Origin of the sequence: Billgrantia saliphila, assembly GCF_002930105.1 — a bacterium.
GTDB lineage: Bacteria > Pseudomonadota > Gammaproteobacteria > Pseudomonadales > Halomonadaceae > Halomonas > Halomonas saliphila.
In genome coordinates this window covers 37,618-54,047 of the sequence record NZ_PJRN01000003.1, presented here as the reverse complement: position 1 = coordinate 54,047, position 16,430 = coordinate 37,618, and the positions used below count along the sequence as shown (strand labels likewise).

The window sequence follows — 16,430 nt, the reverse complement described above, 5'->3', positions numbered from 1 at the left end:
GGCTAGCCACAATAAGAATCGTCGCTGTCGAAAATGGACGACACGTCGACGCTGCTGCGGAGAAAGCACCAATGAGTGAGCACGCCAACGCCCACGTTCTGAACGGGCCCGAGCTGAAGGGCATGGATGAGTACCGGTCGCTGATGGATGTCTTTCATGCGGCCGTCAAGCGTTATGCCGGCAATCCGGCATTCACCTGTATGGGCCAGACGCTCACTTTCAACGAGCTCGACCGTCTCTCGGCCGATTTCGCCGCCTGGTTGCAGCACGAAACCGAGCTGCAACCAGGCGATCGCATCGCCATTCAATTGCCCAATGTGTTGCAATTCCCGGTGGCGGTATTCGGTGCGCTACGTGCCGGGCTGGTCGTGGTCAATACCAATCCGCTCTATACCGAGCGTGAAATGGCCCACCAGTTCAAGGATTCGGGCGCACGCGCGATACTCATCCTGGCCAACATGGCGCAAAAACTCGAGAAGGTGCTGGACCGTACCGACATCGAGCATGTGCTGGTGACCGAGCTCGGCGATCTGCACGGTTTTCCCAAGCGCTTCCTGATCAATGCGGTGGTCAAGCACGTCAAGAAGATGGTGCCCGCCTATTCGCTGCCGATGGCGGTGCCGTTTCGCAAGGCGCTCAAATTGGGGGCCTCGCGCCAGCATCGTGAAGTCGAGCGTCAGCTCGACGATATCGCCGCCTTGCAGTACACCGGGGGAACCACCGGCCTGCCCAAGGGCACCATGCTGACCCATTGCAACCTGGTGGCCAACATGCTGCAGGCGCGTGCGGCCATCGGTCCGGGCCTCGACGAGGGCAAGGAGGTGGTGATCGCGCCGCTGCCGGTCTACCACATCTATACTTTTACGGTGAACTGCCTGTTCTTGATGGAGACCGGCAACCACTCGATCCTGATTACCAATCCGCGGGATCTGGACAACTTCGTCAAGGAATTGAAGAACTACAAGTTCACCGCTTTCATCGGGCTCAATACGCTGTTCAATGCGCTGTGCAACCGCGAGGATTTCCGCCGCCTGGACTTCTCCCGCCTGCACCTGACCATCTCGGGGGGCATGGCGCTGACCAAGGCGGCTGCCAGCCGCTGGGAAGAGGTCACCGGTTGTCCCATCGCCGAAGGCTATGGCCTGACCGAGACCTCGCCGATCGTCAGCTTCAATCCGGTCGATGCCATCCAATTGGGCACCATCGGCAAACCGGTAGCGGGTACCGTGGTGAAAGTGGTCGATACCGACGGCAATGCGCTGCCGTTCGGCGAGCCCGGCGAGCTGTGCGTAAAGGGGCCGCAGGTGATGAAGGGCTACTGGAAGCGTGACGATGAAACCGCCAAGGTCCTCAGCGACGATGGCTGGTTCCACACCGGCGATATCGCGGTTCTGCAGGAGGACGGCTACATCAAGATCGTCGATCGCAAGAAGGACATGATCCTGGTGTCGGGATTCAACGTCTATCCTAACGAGGTCGAGGATGTGGTCGCGGCGCATCCGGGCGTGATCGAAGTGGCCGCCGTGGGAGTTCCCGACGAGAATAGTGGCGAGGTGGTCAAGCTGTTCGTCGTGGCCAGGGACGAGAGTCTCGATGAGAAGAGTCTGCGCGAGTGGTGCAAGAAGGAACTGGCCGGTTACAAGGTGCCCAAGCACGTCGAGTTTCGTGACGAGCTGCCGAAGACAAACGTCGGCAAGGTGTTGCGTCGCCAGTTGCGTGACGAGGAAACCGCCGGCCGGGCATAGCCTCGGCATTGGCCGCCACCAGGCTCCCGGCGTTACAATGACCTGCCCGCTCCGGTATTTTCCGGAGCGGGCAGGTTTTTGCTTGGCAAGAGGCTTGGCTAGAGGAGAGTGGTGAGTATCGCATCCGGTTCCGTCGCCGCCGGCGACAAGGCAGAGTTCGAGCGCCTGCAGCTTGCGTTGGGCGAGGTCATGCTGCGCGATCGCGCAGCGCTCGAGCGCAGGCTGAGCGGGCTGCACCGTCGTATCCGCGAGGGCAAGCCCGTAGATCGCGGCCTGGCCGACGTGATGCGCGGCATTGAACGCTCTGCGGCGCTGGCGGCTAGGCGCGGCGCCCAGCCGGTCACCTTGAACTATCCCCCCGAGCTTCCGGTTGTCGAGCGCCGTGAGGACATTCTCGCCGCGCTGCGCGAGCATCAGGTGGTGGTGGTGGCCGGCGAGACCGGTTCGGGCAAGACGACCCAGTTGCCCAAGTTGTGCCTGGAGCTCGGCCTGGGGCGCCGCGGCCTGGTCGGCCATACTCAGCCGCGGCGTCTCGCGGCGCGTTCGGTGGCGGCGCGGTTGGCCGAGGAGCTTGAGGTGCCTCTGGGCGATCAGGTGGGCTATCAGGTGCGCTTCACCGACCAGACCGGCGACGATACGCTGGTCAAGCTGATGACCGACGGCATCCTGCTGGCCGAGACCCGCCACGACCCTGAGCTTTCGCGCTACGAGGCGATCATCATCGACGAGGCTCACGAGCGCAGCCTCAATATCGATTTCCTGCTCGGCTACCTCAAGCGACTGCTGCCGCGCCGCCCCGACCTCAAGCTGATCATTACCTCGGCGACCATCGACGTGGAGCGTTTCGCGCGACATTTCGCCCTGCCCGGTGAGGATGGCGAGGCTGTGCCCGCCCCGGTGGTGGAAGTGTCGGGGCGCACCTACCCGGTGGAGGTGCGTTATCGCCCGCTGGTACGCGAGACCGACGACGAGGCCGACCGTACCCTGCAGGAAGGCATACTCCACGCGGTGGAGGAGATCGAGCAGATCGAGCGCGACAAGCGCTGGTTATACGGACCGCGGGACATCCTCGTCTTCCTGCCCGGAGAGCGCGAGATCCGCGAGGCCGCCGACACATTGCGCCGCGCCGATCTCAAGGGAACCGAGATCCTGCCGCTCTATGCACGGCTCTCGAATGCCGAGCAGAACCGTGTCTTCGCTCCGCACGCGGGGCGGCGCATCGTGCTGGCGACCAACGTCGCCGAAACCTCGCTGACCGTGCCTGGGATCCGCTACGTGGTCGATCCGGGCCTGGTGCGCATCAGCCGCTACAGCTATCGGGCCAAGATCCAGCGCCTGCCGGTGGAGCCGGTCAGCCGGGCCAGCGCCGATCAGCGCAAGGGGCGTTGCGGTCGCGTCGCGGAGGGGGTTTGCATTCGCCTCTACGATGAAGAGGATTTTCTCTCCCGCCCCGAGTTCACCGATCCCGAGATTCGCCGCACTAACCTGGCCTCGGTGATCCTGTCGATGCTGTCGCTGGGACTCGGCGACATTGAACGTTTTCCCTTCGTCGACCCGCCCGATTCGCGCTTCATCAAGGATGGCTTCCGCCTGCTGTTCGAGCTCGGCGCAGTGGATGAGACCGATCGGCTGACGCCGGTGGGGCGCCGGCTCGCCCGTTTGCCGATCGACCCGCGCTTGGCACGGATGGTGCTGGCCGGTGCCGAGCAGGGCGGCCTGCGCGAGGTGTTGATCGTGGTCTCGGCGCTGGCCGTGCAGGATCCGCGCGACCGTCCGGCGGAGAAGCGCGAGGCCGCCGACCAGGCCCATCGGCGCTGGCAGGACCCCGATTCCGACTTCGTTGCACTGCTCAATCTATGGCACGGCTTCGAGGCGGCGCGCGACGAGCTCTCGGGCAATCGCCTGCGGCGCTGGTGCAAGGAGAATTACCTCAACTACCTGCGCTTGCGCGAGTGGCACGATACCTTTCGCCAGCTGCGCCAGCTGCTGCGCGAGATGGAGATCGAGGTGCCGCCACCGGCACCGTTGCCGCAGCCCCCGGCAGGAAGAGACCAGTCTGCTGCAGGAGAAGAGCACGACCAGGCGCGGCAACAGGCACGCCGGCAAAATGCCGTGCAATTGCACAAGGCATTGCTCACCGGGTTGCTGTCGCACCTGGGCTTGCTCACCGAGAACCGCGAATACCTGGGCGCGCGCAATCGCAAGTTCGTCATTCACCCCGGCTCGGGACTGGCGAAGAAATCGCCCAAGTGGTTGATGGCCTTCGAACTGGTGGAGACCACCCGGCTGTTTGCGCGAACGGTAGCTAAGATCGAACCGCAGTGGATCGAGCCGCTGGCGGGGCATCTGGTCAAGCGCAGCTACAGCGAGCCCCACTGGGAAATGAAGCGCGCCCAAGTGGTGGCCAAGGAGCAGGTGACGCTGTTCGGCCTGCCCGTCGTCTCGGGGCGCAGCGTGCACTACGGGCCGATCGCCCCGCGCGAGGCACGCGAGCTGTTCATCCGCCGCGCTCTGGTCGAAGGAGAATTTCGTACCAAGGGTGAGTTCTTCGACTACAATCGCGCTCTGATAGCGGAAGTCGAGGACCTCGAGGATCGCGCCCGCAAGCGCGACATCCTGGTCGACGAGGAGACGCTGTTCGCCTTCTACGACGAGCGGATTCCCGGAGATATCCACAACGGCAAGGGCTTCGAGGCCTGGCGCAAGAAAGCCGAGCGCGACGACCCTGGCCTTCTCAAGTTCAATCGTGCCGCGCTGCTGGCCCGCGAGGCCGAGGAAATCACCCAGGCCCAGTTTCCCGACGAACTGGTGCTGGGCGGCGTACGCTATCCGCTCAACTATCGTTTCGAGCCCGGCGCACCCGACGACGGTGTGACCCTGACGGTACCCGCGGCCATGTTGCCGCAGCTGCCGCGAGCGCGCCTGGAGTGGCTGGTGCCGGGACTTCTGCGCGAGAAGTGCATCGCTCTGCTCAAGTCGCTGCCCAAGTCGATCCGCCGTCAGGTAGTACCTATTCCCGACTGGGTCGATGCCGCGCTGGAGACGCTCACGCCCGACGACGTTCCCCTTACCGAGGCACTGGGCGAGTTCCTGCGTCGCCGCACTGGGGGCCGCTTGCATCCGGACGATTGGCGCACCGACCAGCTCGAGCCGCACCTGATCATGAACTTGCGCGTCGTCGACCACGAGGGACGCGAACTGGGGCAGGGGCGCGACGTACGCGAGCTCGAGCGACGCTTCGAGGCGGCGGCGGGCGAAGGGGCCCGGGCACTGGCCGCCGAGATCAGCGATGCGCCCAGCGTGACCGACCTGCCCGAGACGGTGCTGCCGGACTCGCGCGTGACGACCCAGGCCGGCATTCGCGTCGAGGCCTATCCGGCGCTGGTGCCCGAGGGTGAGTCGTTTCGCGTCGAGCTGTTCGATCACCCCGGCAAGGCCGAGCAGGCCCACCGCCGGGGCGTGGTGCGCCTGGCCATGGCGCGGCTTCCCGACCAGGTGCGCGAGATTCGTCGGATCCGGGGGCTCGACGCCTGCGCCCTGCTGTTCACCAAGGTGGGTAGCAAGCAAGTGCTGGTAGAGGACGTGGTCGAGGCGGTCTTCGCTTGCACCGTGGCTCAGTCGCCACTGCCGCGCTCCGCCGCGGAGCTGTCCGCGAGGCTGGAGGCGACGCGTGCCGAGCTGGTGCCCAACGCCGAAGTATTGGTATCGACGCTCAAGAAGGCCCTGGAGGGACACCTGGCGGTGACCAAGGCGCTGAAGGGCAATCTGAATCTGGCGCTGGCGCTGGTTTACAGTGACGTCAAGGCACAGATGCAGCGGCTGGTTCACCCCGGTTTCGTACTCGAGGCGGGCGCCTGGCTCGAGGAGTATCCTCGCTACATGGAGGCGGCCTCGATCCGGCTGGAGAAGGCGCCACGCGAGCGTATGCGCGACCAGATGAACATGCAGGCGGTACAGGACTTCGAGGCACGCTTGGCCGCGCGCAGAGAGAGCCAGCGCCGTGGTGGCCACGAGGATCCCGAGCTGGTGGAGTTCGGTTGGTGGATCGAGGAACTGCGGGTATCGCTGTTCGCTCAGCAGCTCGGCACCCGCATGCCGGTCTCCGTCAAACGCCTCGAGCGCCGCTGGGCGGAGCTGGCGGGACACGGTCAAGCATGACCGCGATGCGCCGATAAGAGATATGAGCGTCGGTACGCCGACGTACAGTCAGCGGTCCTGCGGCCGCACGAGGGAGACGAACATGACAGATGTGCTGATTACCGGTACGGGACTCTTCACGCCGGAGCATGCCATCGACAACGAGGCACTGGTGGCTTCGTTCAACACCTGGGTGGACGCGGAGAACGCGCGGCATGCTGCCGCCATCGAGGCGGGCGAGCGCGAGCCGCTGCAGCACTCGAGCAGCGAATTCATTGTCAAGGCCTCCGGCATACACAGCCGCTACGTGCTGGACGCTGCCGGTATCCTCGATCCCGAGCGAATGCGTCCACGGCTGCCGTCGCGCAGCAACGAAGAACCCTCGATCCAGTGCGAAATGGGCATGGCCGCTGCACGCCAGGCGCTTGAGACGGCCGACGTCGAGCCCGGCGACATCGATATGGTGATCGTGGCCTGTTCCAATCTGGAGCGTGCCTATCCGGCGGTTGCGGTCGAGTTGCAGGCGCGGTTGGGGACCCAGGGGCACGCCTTCGACATGAACGTGGCGTGCAGTTCGGCGACCTTCGCCATCGACCTGGCCGCCAGTGCCATTCGTGGCGGCAATATCCGGCGCGCCCTGGTGGTGAACCCCGAGATATGCTCGGCGCATCTCAACTTTCGCGACCGGGACAGCCACTTCATCTTCGGTGACGCCTGTACCGCCATCGTGCTGGAAGACGCCGAGCTGGCCACGGCCGAGGTGCGCTTCGAGATCCTCGGCACGCGTCTGGCCACGCGATTTTCCAATGCCATCCGCAACAATGCCGGGTTTCTCAATCGCGTCACGGACAGCGACCCGCTGGCCAGCGACAAGCTGTTCGTGCAGGAGGGCAGACGCGTCTTCAAAGAGGTCTGTCCCATGGTGGCGGCATTGATCAACGAACATCTGGAGAGCCTTGGGCTCGACGGCAACCAACTGTCGCGTCTGTGGCTGCACCAGGCAAATCATCACATGAACGACCTGATCGCGCGTCGCGTGCTGGGGCACGATCCCGAGGCCGGCCAGGCGCCGATCATCCTGGATCGCTATGCCAACACCAGTTCGGCGGGGTCGATCATCGCTTTCCACCTGCATCATGCCGATCTGGCGTCGGGTGACGTGGGGGTGGTCTGCTCGTTCGGTGCCGGGTACAGTGCCGGCTGCGTTGTGGTGCGTCGGCAGTGATGCCTCGCTTACGGTAACCTGCAGGAGACTCAGTCGATGGTCGTTAAGCAGACCGGCTTTCTTTCCAGGGCCCTGGTCGCCCTGGCGGCGGTGGCCATGCTGGCCGGCTGCGCCGGACGAGTGGCAGTCGAGGAGCGTCACCCCGACGACCCCTGGGAGGGCTTCAACCGCCGCGTATTCAGCTTCAATGAGGCGCTCGACCGTGCGGTGCTCAAACCTGTGGCACGCGGTTACCGCACCGTCACGCCCGAACCGGTGCAGACCGGGGTCGGCAACTTCTTCTCCAACCTGGGCGAGATTCGCACCGCACTCAACAGTCTCTTGCAGGCCAAGCCCGCCAATGCGGGACTTTCCACCTCGCGCTTCCTGATCAACACCACGGTGGGGATCGGCGGTTTGTGGGACTTCGCCACTCCCATGGGGATTACCGCCGAGGAAGAGGACTTCGGCCAGACGCTTGGCGTCTGGGGCTTGGGGGAGGGGCCTTATCTGGTGCTGCCACTCCTCGGGCCCAGCACGGTACGGGATACGTCCGGGTTGCCGCTGGACATGTACACCTATCCGCTGACCTATGTCGAAGACGACGCGGTGCGCTACGGCTTGACCGCATTGCGCATCATCGACATGCGTGCCGGACTGCTCGATCAGGAGGAGCTGATCCGAGGCGACCGCTATGTCTTCATTCGCGATGCCTATCTGCAGCGGCGTCGCTTCGAGGTGAGCGACGGCGAACTGGGCGACGATCCGTTCGCCAGCGATGAATTCGACTTCGACGATGCCGACTTCGACGATGCCGATTTCGACGACTCCGCTCTCGACGAAGCCGATCCCGCAGACTGAGGCCTGAGCCGATGGATGTACCCAAGCCGTTGATTGGTGTGCTTGACGAGCCGGGCGCTTACCGCGACGCCCTGGCCGATACCATTGCCCGGGATGGCTTGGCCGTATTTGCCGCGGAGCGTCTGGAGGAGTTGCCGACGGAGACGGCGCTGGTTGTGGCCCACGCCCAGGCCATCCCCAGCTTGGCGTGGTCAAGCCTGACCGAACGGCTGCCCACCGTCGTGGTCAGCGATTCTCGCCTCGATGCCGACCTGTTGACGGCGGTCGACGTGGGCTTGGTGGACTACGTCGTCGAACCGATGCGGCATGGCCAGTTGCTGCGGCGGATGATTCGCAAGGCGATCGAGCTGCGTCGGCTGGAGGAGGAACGCGAGCGCGATCGCGAGCGACTCGCCCAGCTCAACGCGCATCTGGAAGAGCTCAACGAGAGTCTCGAGACGCATCTTGCGCTGCTGCGCCTGGACCAGCAGGCCGGGGGACACATCCAACGCAAGCTGCTGCCGCCCCATCCGCAGTCGATCGGCGGGGTGACGTGTGACTACTGGTTGATTCCTTCACTCTACCTATCGGGTGACTTTCTCGATTTTCAGCGCTTTGACGAGCGTTACACCCTGTTCTACTTTGCCGATGTGTCCGGTCACGGGGCCTCATCCGCGTTCGTCACGGTCTTGCTCAAGTACCTGAGCAATCGCTGGCTTGTCGAATGGAACGCCGAGCGGCCCGAGCGCCTGCCGTCACGCTGGCTGGCGGCGCTCAATCGCGAGCTGCTCGATACCGGCATCGGCAAGCACGCGACCTTGTTCGTCGGGGTCATTGACCATGAGGAACGCTGTCTTCACTATTCCTTGGGCGCACAGCTGCCGAAGCCGCTGTTGGTGGCCGATGGCAAGGTGACGGAACTGCCGGGCGAGGGGATGCCCGTGGGGCTGTTCCCCAACGTGGAGTATCCACGTTTGACGTATAGGTTACCGGCGAACTTCCGGTTATGGTTGTGTTCGGATGGAATACTGGAGTGCCTGCCGGGCGACACGCTCGACATGCGGCTCAGGGACCTCGAGCAACGTGTACTGACCTGTACGTCGTTGGAACGGCTTCGCGATAGCCTGGCGCTGGGCATTCCCCCCGACATCGATACCGAAGGGGAGGGTGGCGGTCAGGACTTGCCCGATGACCTGACGATCATGTTGTTGAGCGGATTTGGCAATGATCACGAATGAGGGCCGCGTCAAGGCGGCGTTCGACTCCGGTGTCTTCATGCTCAAGCTGTGCGGCGACGTTCGCTTGACGCTGTGTGCGACGCTGGATACCCAGGCTCAACAGCTCGCTCGTACCCCTGGGCTGCAGTCCCTGATAATCGATTTGCGCGAGGCGACCAACGTCGACTCCACCGCGCTGGGTTTCCTGGCCAAGGTGGCCATGGCGGTCAAGGATCGGATCGTCTACAAGCCGACCATCGTGGTCGACAACCCCGACGTCAGACGCATGCTCGAGGTGATGGGCTTCGCCCAGTTCTTCGCCATGGTGAAGGCCCCGCTCACCGAGACTTGTGAACTCTGCGACCTGCCGGAGATTCCCGCCGATCTCGAGGAGACGCGTCGGCGCATCCTCGAGGCGCACCGTATCCTGATGCGCATGAACGAGCACAACCGCGAAGAGTTCCAGCCGCTGGTCGAGATGCTCGAGGCGCAGGAAACGTCCCACCCCGACCACTGAAGCCTCGACGACCAACGGGCGATGACCCGCCGGCCGTTCGCATTCAGCCCCGGCGAAGCTCGCCCAGCAATTTTTCCAGCTTGCGCTGATCGTCGGCAAACTTGCGGATGCCCTCGGCCAGCTTCTCGGTGGCCATGGCGTCCTCGTTCATCTCCCAACGGAACTCGGCCTCGTCCAGGGGCTCGGGCGGTGAGGTCTCGGCACCGGTGGCGACCAGTCTGCGCTCGAGGCGTCCCTCGGTCTCGGCCAGTTCGCCCAGCAGAGCGGGGGAGATGGTCAGCCGGTCGCAGCCGGCGAGGGCCAGGATCTCGCCCGTGTTGCGGAAACTGGCGCCCATCACGATGGTGCCGTAGCCGTGTCCCTTGTAGTGCTCGTAGATGCGTTTGACCGACTTGACCCCCGGGTCGTTGTCGCCCATGAAGTCGGCGTCCGGCCACTCCGCCCGGTGCCAGTCGAGGATGCGCCCGACGAAAGGGGAGATCAGGGTTACGCCGGCATCGGCGCAGGCTTGTGCCTGGGCGAAGCTGAACAGCAGGGTCAGGTTGCAGTGTATGCCTTCACGCTCAAGTTGCTGGGCGGCGCGAATCCCTTCCCAGGTCGAGGCGATCTTTATCAGGATCCGCTCGGGGCCGATGCCGTGGCGATCGTAACGCTCGATCAGCGAGCGCGCCCGCGCCAGGGTCGCCTCGGTATCGAAGGAGAGCCGGGCGCTCACCTCGGTCGATACGAAGCCCGGGACCAGGCTGCTGATCTCGCTGCCAATCTCCACCGCGACGGCATCCAGCGCGTCGTCGATATCGGTCGCCTGTCGGGCGATATCGGCCAAGCGCTCACGACGCCCTTCGTGCTGGGCGGCCTGCAGAATCAGCGAAGGATTGGTGGTCGCATCGGTGGGCTGAAAGCGGCGGATGGTCTCGATGTCGCCGGTATCGGCCACCACGGTGCTCATCGCCTTGAGTTGAGTCAGCAGGTCCTCTGCCATGATGCCTTGCTCCTGAGTATCGGGTAGGCCGTCACTTTAGCAAGCGGACAGGGACGGGAACAGCCGCACAGGGCCGGGCAGCGGTGGGCGACTTGGGCTATCATTAGCCGCCTAGCTTTCTCTTGCCGAGGTTGAAACGGAGTTCTCTTGACACTCACTCCCCGACGCGTGGCCTTGTTGGTGGCCACCAACACGGCGCTGGCGCCCTTCGCCATCGATGCCTATCTCCCCGCCATGTCGTCCCTGGCCGACAGCATCGGGGCCAGTATCCACCATACCGAGCTCTCCTTGAGCGCTTTCCTGGCCGGCTTCGCTCTGGGCCAACTGCTGTTCGGACCGCTTTCCGATCGAATAGGGCGCAAGCCAGTGCTGCTGGGCGGCCTGGTGGCCTTTCTCCTGGCCAGCCTGGTGATCACCACGGTCGACTCGCTGTCGGAGCTGCTGGCCTGGCGTTTCGTGCAGGCGTTGGGCGGCGGGGCCACGGTGGTCAACTCAGCGGCCATCGTGCGGGACTGCTTCAGCGGACGAGAAGCCGCCAAGGTGATGTCGACCATGGCGATCATCATGCTGCTGGCGCCCCTGGTGGCGCCGGTGGTGGGCAGCGGCCTGCTCTACCTTGGCGACTGGTGGCTGATCTTTGTCTTCCTGGCCTGCTATGCCGCCTTCCTGATGTGGCTGATGGGCACTCGGCTGCCGGAAACCCGTGCCCCCGGGGCGCCTGCCGCTTCGCCACGCCAGATGCTGGGCAACTACGCCAGCGTATTGCGACACCGCGAGGCCATGGGTTACGTGTGCGCGGCTTCCATGTCCTTCGCCGGGCTGTTCGCCTTCATTACCGCCTCGCCCTTCCTCTATCTGGAGCACTATGGGCTGAGTCCGGGGTTCTATCCCTTGGTGTTCGGGGTCAACGTGGTGACCATGGCGGCCTCCAATCGCCTCAACATCCGCCTGTTGCGCCGACGCAGTCCGCAGCAGAACCTGCGCCTGGGGTTGGCCATACAACTGGCAGCGGCGGCCGGTCTCGCCCTGCTGGTCGCCACCGGACTGGAATCGCTGTGGACGGTGGTGCCGCTGATCATGCTGTTCGCCGGCACCATCGGCCTGGTGGCGCCCAACGCCATTTCTTCGCTACTCGATCACTTCCATCACATGAGCGCGACGGCGGCGGCCCTGCAGGGCAGTATCCAGTTTTCCTGCGGGGCATTGGCCGGTGTGCTGGTGGGGGCTTTCCAGATCGACAGCGCCTGGCCCATGGTGGCCACCATGTTGGGGGCGTCGCTGGCCGGCAACCTGGGTTTGCGCCTGCTGTCGACTCGGGCCGAGCATGGCTGAGGACTGGCTGGCGTGGGTCGACATGTCCCTCGGCGCCTGGCTGGGCTGTGCCCTGGTGCTCGCGTTGGGCGCCTTCGTGCAGCGTGCCACAGGGTTCGGTTTGGCGGTGGTAGGTGCGCCCCTGCTGCTGCTGATCGAGCCACGGCTGGTCCCGGTCGTCCTGGTGCTGTTCGGCTTTACCGTGTCGCTGCTGATGATGCGGCATTACCGCCACGAGGTGCGCATTGCCGAACTCGGCATGGCCCTGGCAGGGCGGCTGCCCGGCAACGGGCTGGGGCTGTGGCTGCTGCTCGCGGCACCCTTGGCGATGCTGGAGAAGCTGATCGCCGCAAGCGTGTTGTTCGCCGTGGCGGTCACGTTGTTCCGCCTGCGCCTGCCGGTCAACCGAGTCACTCTGTTCGGCGCCGGCGTGCTATCGGGAGTCTTCGGGACCGTGGCCGCTATCGGTGGTCCGCCCATGGTCCTGCTGATGCACGGCCTGTCACCGGACCGCCTGCGCGGCAACCTGGCCGCATTCTTCCTGATCACCTCGAGCCTGACCCTTGCCACCCTGGCGCTGGCCGGGCAGATGCGCCTGTGGCACCTGGGGCTGGCGCTGACCCTGCTGCCGTCCGTCCTGCTCGGTAGTGCCCTGGCCAATCGCGTGGCGCATCGTCTCGATCGACGGCGGCTGCAGGGCGCCTCGCTGACGCTGTGCACGCTGGCGGCCATGGGGCTGCTGATCTGACCCTCTCCCTCCCTGCGTGCGGGTAAACTTCGTTCACACTGTCATGAAGTTGTCATGGAGCTGCGGCATCGTGTGTCGTGCAAAGGCCAGACACCTTTCTCATCGACAGGAGTGACACGCATGAACCGCACCATCAAGAGCCGTGCCTTCAAAACAACGATCGTCGCCGCCGCCGTGATGGGCGTGGTAGGCGTCGCACAGGCTCGCGATCAGATCCGTATCGTCGGGTCCAGCACCGTCTACCCGTTTGCCAGCTACGTGACCGAGGAGTTCGGTGCCGTTACCGACTACCCGACGCCGGTGATCGAGTCGACCGGTTCCGGTGGCGGGATTCGCCTGTTCTGCAACGGCGTGGGCGAGGGCACTCCGGACATTTCCAACGCCTCTCGTCGCATCAAGTCTTCCGAGCTGGAGCGCTGCGAAGAGAACGGCGTGACTGACGTGACCGAGGTGAAGATCGGCTCCGACGGCATCGTCTTTGCTCAGTCCAGCAGCAACGAAGCGCTGGACCTGAGCCTCGAGCAGCTGTTCCTGGCCGTTGCCGCCAAGGTGCCGCAGGATGGCGAGCTGGTCGACAACCCGTATGAGAAGTGGAGCGACATCGACGCCTCGCTGCCGGATCGCAAGATCTCCATCTACGGCCCGCCCAGCACCTCCGGTACGCGCGACGCTTTCGAAGAGCTGGTCATGGAAGCCGCTTCGGGCGAGATGGAAGAGTACGGCGAGGACGGCTATACCGACATCCGTGCAGATGGTGCCTATATCGACGCCGGCGAGAACGACAACCTGATCGTTCAGCGTCTCTCCGAAGACACCGAGGCCTTCGGCATCTTCGGCTACTCCTTTCTGGTCGAAAACCCTGATGCCTTGATTGCCGCGAGTATCGATGGCGTCGAGGCGGAGCCCGAGGCGATCAGCGCCGGTGACTACCCGATTGCCCGCTCGCTGTTCTTCTACGTCAAGAACCAGCACGCCGAAGACGTGCCGCCGCTGTATGATTATGTCGAGATGTTCGTGACCGAAGAGATGATCGGCGAGGATGGCTACCTGACGGATATCGGCCTGATCCCGCTGCCCGAGGAAGAGCGTGATGCCACTCGGCAGAAGGTGCAGGAGCGTACCGGCCTGCAGGCTTCCGACCTGAATTAAGGACGGAAGCGGGCAGGGAGGCCTGATCGGCCGGCAGCCTCTGGCTGTCGGCCGTCGCACGTTCCGGCAGCCGACCTGCCGTCGTCAGTCACCCGAGAGAGAGACATGCAGACCAACCACCTTCTGACCCTCTTCAGCGGCGGCCTGGTGCTGCTCGGCCTGATCGCCTTCACGCTGGGCCGGAGCAAGGCCACGCGGGTTCGCGCCTCGGGCCGGGCCATGTATGCCCAGCCCGACCAGTACGCCTGGTTCACGGTGATTTCGACCGCCGGACCGGCTCTGCTGGTCGGCGTCGTCGGTGCCTTCGTCATGCTGCTGCTGGGGGCCGAGATCCCGACTTTCCTGCTATTGGCCGGCAGCCTGGCGGTAGCCGCCGTCGGGGCTGTCGTCGGCATCGCCTGCATCCGCCCCGAGTTCCATGCCCGCCAGGCGATCGAACGGGTGATACGCTGGCTGCTGGTGGCGGCCGCGCTGATCTCGATCTTCACCACCTTCGGTATCCTGTTCTCGATCGTCTTCGAGGCGCTGCGCTTCTTCCAGATGCACAGCTTCTGGGAATTCATCACCGGCACGGTGTGGAACCCCGGGGCGAGTTTCCTGGCCGCGGCCGGCCGAGCCGATGACGCCGCCAGTGCCGCCCAGTTCGGCTCGGTACCGCTGTTCGCCGGCACTTTCATGATTACCGGCATCGCCATGCTGGTGGCGATTCCCATCGGCCTGCTGGCGGCCATCTATATGTCGGAGTTCGCTCCGCGACGTGTCCGCACCCTGGCCAAGCCGACACTGGAAGTGCTGGCGGGCATTCCCACCGTGGTCTATGGCTTCTTCGCCGCCATCACGGTGGCACCTATCATCGTCAATATTGCCGGTTTCCTCGGTCTGGATGCCTCCTACAACAACGCCGTGGCGCCGGGTGTGGTGATGGGCATCATGATCATTCCCTTCATCTCGTCGCTCTCCGACGACGTGATCAATTCGGTGCCCGACAGTATGCGCCAGGGCTCGCTGGCACTCGGCTTGACTCAGGGCGAGACCATCCGCGACGTGGTCATCCCGGCGGCGCTGCCCGGCATCATCTCCGCCTCGCTGCTGGCGGTATCGCGTGCCTTGGGCGAAACCATGATCGTGGTGATGGCGGCGGGAATGCGGCCCAACCTCACGGCCAACCCGCTCGAGGACATGACCACCGTGACGGTGCGCATCGTGGCGGCCCTGACCGGCGATCTGGAGTTCGAGAGCGCCGAGACGCTCTCGGCGTTCGCGCTGGGCCTGGTGCTATTCGCCGTCACCTTGAGCCTGAATCTGGTCTCGGTACTGATGATCCGCCGCTTCCGCGCCAAGTATCGCGTCAACAACCTGTAACGCCGAGGAAACGACCTGATGAGCCAATCCTTCGACGTCATCAGCTCCCAGCTGAAGAAACGTCACCGCCGGTCGGCGCGGCTGAAGTGGATTTCGATGAGCGCACTGGGGCTGGCGGGCCTGTTCCTGGTGCTGTTCTTTGCCGACATGCTGGGCAAGGGTCTGCCGGCGTTTCAGCAGACCTACGTTCAGGTCGAGCTGGAATACACCGAAGAGGCGAGCCGCATGGGCCGCGCCGCCATGGATCCCGAGGTGGCCAGGCTGGTCAGCCGCACCTTCGAGCGCCTCATACCGCGAATGATCCGCGACAATCCCGACTTGCTGGGTACCAGCGAGACGCGCTGGGTGCTGGCCAAGAGCGAGGTGGATCAGTACCTCAAGGGGCACGCCAACAAGCTGCGCGGCAACGAACCGGAGTTGGTCGACGAATTGGTCGAGGCCGGCCGCGTGGATCTGCGCTTCAACACCACCTTCTTCTCGCGCGGCGATTCCAAGATGGCGGAGAGCGCGGGCATACTGGCCGCCGCCGTGGGCACGGTAATGACACTGCTGGTGACGCTCGCCATCGCCTTTCCCATCGGGGTGATGACGGCGGTCTATCTCGAGGAGTTCGCCCCCGACAATCGCCTGACCCAGTTGATCGAAATCAACATCAACAACCTGGCGGCAATCCCTTCGATCCTGTTCGGCCTGCTGGGCCTGGCGATCTTCATCAATTTCTTCGGCGTGCCCCGTTCGTCGCCGTTGGTGGGCGGGATGACGCTGGCGCTGATGACACTGCCGGTGATCATCATTGCCACCCGCACGGCGCTGCGCAGCGTGCCCGACTCGATCCGCCACGCCGCTTTCGGTGTCGGTTGTTCGCGTTGGCAGGTGGTGCGCGATCACGTGTTGCCGCTGGCCATGCCGGGCATCATGACCGGCTCGATCATCGGGCTGGCGCAGGCCATGGGCGAAACGGCGCCATTGATCATCGTCGGCATGGTCGCGTTCATTCCCGACGTCTCGCCCTCGTTCACCCAGGCGGCCACGGTGCTGCCGGCACAGATATTTACCTGGGCCGGCGAGCCGGAGCGCGCCTTCGTCGAGAAGACCGCAGGCGGCATACTGGTGCTGCTGGCGATCCTGATCTTCCTCAACGCCAGTGCGGTCCTGCTGCGCAAGAAGTTCGAGCGCCGTTGGTAGGCCAACCGAGGTCACGAATCGATGAACATCCAA

12 protein-coding genes are annotated in these 16,430 nt (G+C 64.5%); 11 read left to right on the top strand and 1 reads right to left on the bottom strand.

From position 1 onward, the window contains the following. Positions 1-71: 71 nt before the first annotated feature. From CYJ07_RS03975 to CYJ07_RS03950, 6 genes are all read left to right on the top strand, one after another. Complete coding sequence (locus CYJ07_RS03975; protein WP_104202396.1) at positions 72-1,745, top strand: AMP-binding protein; 1,674 nt, start codon at positions 72-74, stop codon at positions 1,743-1,745. A 117-nt stretch (positions 1,746-1,862) separates the two neighbouring features. Further along, positions 1,863-5,903: an ATP-dependent RNA helicase HrpA gene (gene hrpA, locus CYJ07_RS03970; protein WP_422666944.1), complete on the top strand. Its 4,041-nt coding sequence runs from the start codon at positions 1,863-1,865 to the stop codon at positions 5,901-5,903. A gap of 82 nt (positions 5,904-5,985) precedes the next feature. Beyond that, positions 5,986-7,107, top strand: a complete 1,122-nt coding sequence (locus CYJ07_RS03965) for a beta-ketoacyl-ACP synthase III (RefSeq protein WP_104202395.1) — start codon at positions 5,986-5,988, stop codon at positions 7,105-7,107. 36 nt (positions 7,108-7,143) lie between these two features. Continuing rightward, on the top strand, positions 7,144-7,947 hold the full coding sequence (locus tag CYJ07_RS03960) for an MlaA family lipoprotein (protein WP_104202394.1): 804 nt from the start codon (positions 7,144-7,146) through the stop codon (positions 7,945-7,947). Between the two features lie 11 nt (positions 7,948-7,958). After that, positions 7,959-9,164: a PP2C family protein-serine/threonine phosphatase gene (locus CYJ07_RS03955; protein WP_104202393.1), complete on the top strand. Its 1,206-nt coding sequence runs from the start codon at positions 7,959-7,961 to the stop codon at positions 9,162-9,164. Beyond that, a complete protein-coding gene (locus CYJ07_RS03950; RefSeq protein ID WP_104202392.1) occupies positions 9,151-9,660 on the top strand; it encodes an STAS domain-containing protein in 510 nt (169 codons plus the stop codon). The genes CYJ07_RS03955 and CYJ07_RS03950 overlap by 14 nt, the downstream gene beginning before the upstream one ends. Before the next feature lie 43 nt (positions 9,661-9,703). Here CYJ07_RS03950 and tal read toward each other — a convergent pair whose 3' ends face one another. Next, positions 9,704-10,642, bottom strand: a complete 939-nt coding sequence (gene tal, locus CYJ07_RS03945) for a transaldolase (protein ID WP_104202391.1) — start codon at positions 10,640-10,642, stop codon at positions 9,704-9,706. Between the two features lie 147 nt (positions 10,643-10,789). Between tal and CYJ07_RS03940 the strand changes: the two genes are divergently transcribed. The 5 genes from CYJ07_RS03940 (at position 10,790) to pstA (ending at position 16,397) form a co-directional block, all read left to right on the top strand. Further along, positions 10,790-11,974, top strand: coding sequence for a Bcr/CflA family multidrug efflux MFS transporter (locus CYJ07_RS03940; RefSeq protein WP_104202390.1), 1,185 nt, complete (start codon positions 10,790-10,792; stop codon positions 11,972-11,974). Beyond that, positions 11,967-12,701, top strand: coding sequence for a sulfite exporter TauE/SafE family protein (locus CYJ07_RS03935; RefSeq protein ID WP_104202389.1), 735 nt, complete (start codon positions 11,967-11,969; stop codon positions 12,699-12,701). The genes CYJ07_RS03940 and CYJ07_RS03935 overlap by 8 nt, the downstream gene beginning before the upstream one ends. Before the next feature lie 120 nt (positions 12,702-12,821). After that, complete coding sequence (locus tag CYJ07_RS03930; RefSeq protein ID WP_104202388.1) at positions 12,822-13,850, top strand: substrate-binding domain-containing protein; 1,029 nt, start codon at positions 12,822-12,824, stop codon at positions 13,848-13,850. A 105-nt stretch (positions 13,851-13,955) separates the two neighbouring features. After that, the gene (gene pstC, locus CYJ07_RS03925) at positions 13,956-15,212 is read left to right on the top strand and encodes a phosphate ABC transporter permease subunit PstC (protein WP_104202387.1); all 1,257 of its coding nucleotides are present in this window, start codon (positions 13,956-13,958) and stop codon (positions 15,210-15,212) included. Between the two features lie 18 nt (positions 15,213-15,230). After that, on the top strand, positions 15,231-16,397 hold the full coding sequence (gene pstA / locus CYJ07_RS03920) for a phosphate ABC transporter permease PstA (RefSeq protein WP_104202386.1): 1,167 nt from the start codon (positions 15,231-15,233) through the stop codon (positions 16,395-16,397). Positions 16,398-16,430: the final 33 nt, after the last annotated feature.

Coding starts and splice junctions, on each gene's coding strand:
- CYJ07_RS03975 (WP_104202396.1), top strand. CDS start 72: ATGAGTGAGCACGCCAACGCCCACGTTCTGAACGGGCCCGAGCTGAAG.
- CYJ07_RS03965 (WP_104202395.1), top strand. CDS start 5,986: ATGACAGATGTGCTGATTACCGGTACGGGACTCTTCACGCCGGAGCAT.
- CYJ07_RS03960 (WP_104202394.1), top strand. CDS start 7,144: ATGGTCGTTAAGCAGACCGGCTTTCTTTCCAGGGCCCTGGTCGCCCTG.
- CYJ07_RS03955 (WP_104202393.1), top strand. CDS start 7,959: ATGGATGTACCCAAGCCGTTGATTGGTGTGCTTGACGAGCCGGGCGCT.
- CYJ07_RS03950 (WP_104202392.1), top strand. CDS start 9,151: ATGATCACGAATGAGGGCCGCGTCAAGGCGGCGTTCGACTCCGGTGTC.
- tal (WP_104202391.1), bottom strand. CDS start 10,642: ATGGCAGAGGACCTGCTGACTCAACTCAAGGCGATGAGCACCGTGGTG.
- CYJ07_RS03935 (WP_104202389.1), top strand. CDS start 11,967: ATGGCTGAGGACTGGCTGGCGTGGGTCGACATGTCCCTCGGCGCCTGG.
- CYJ07_RS03930 (WP_104202388.1), top strand. CDS start 12,822: ATGAACCGCACCATCAAGAGCCGTGCCTTCAAAACAACGATCGTCGCC.
- pstC (WP_104202387.1), top strand. CDS start 13,956: ATGCAGACCAACCACCTTCTGACCCTCTTCAGCGGCGGCCTGGTGCTG.
- pstA (WP_104202386.1), top strand. CDS start 15,231: ATGAGCCAATCCTTCGACGTCATCAGCTCCCAGCTGAAGAAACGTCAC.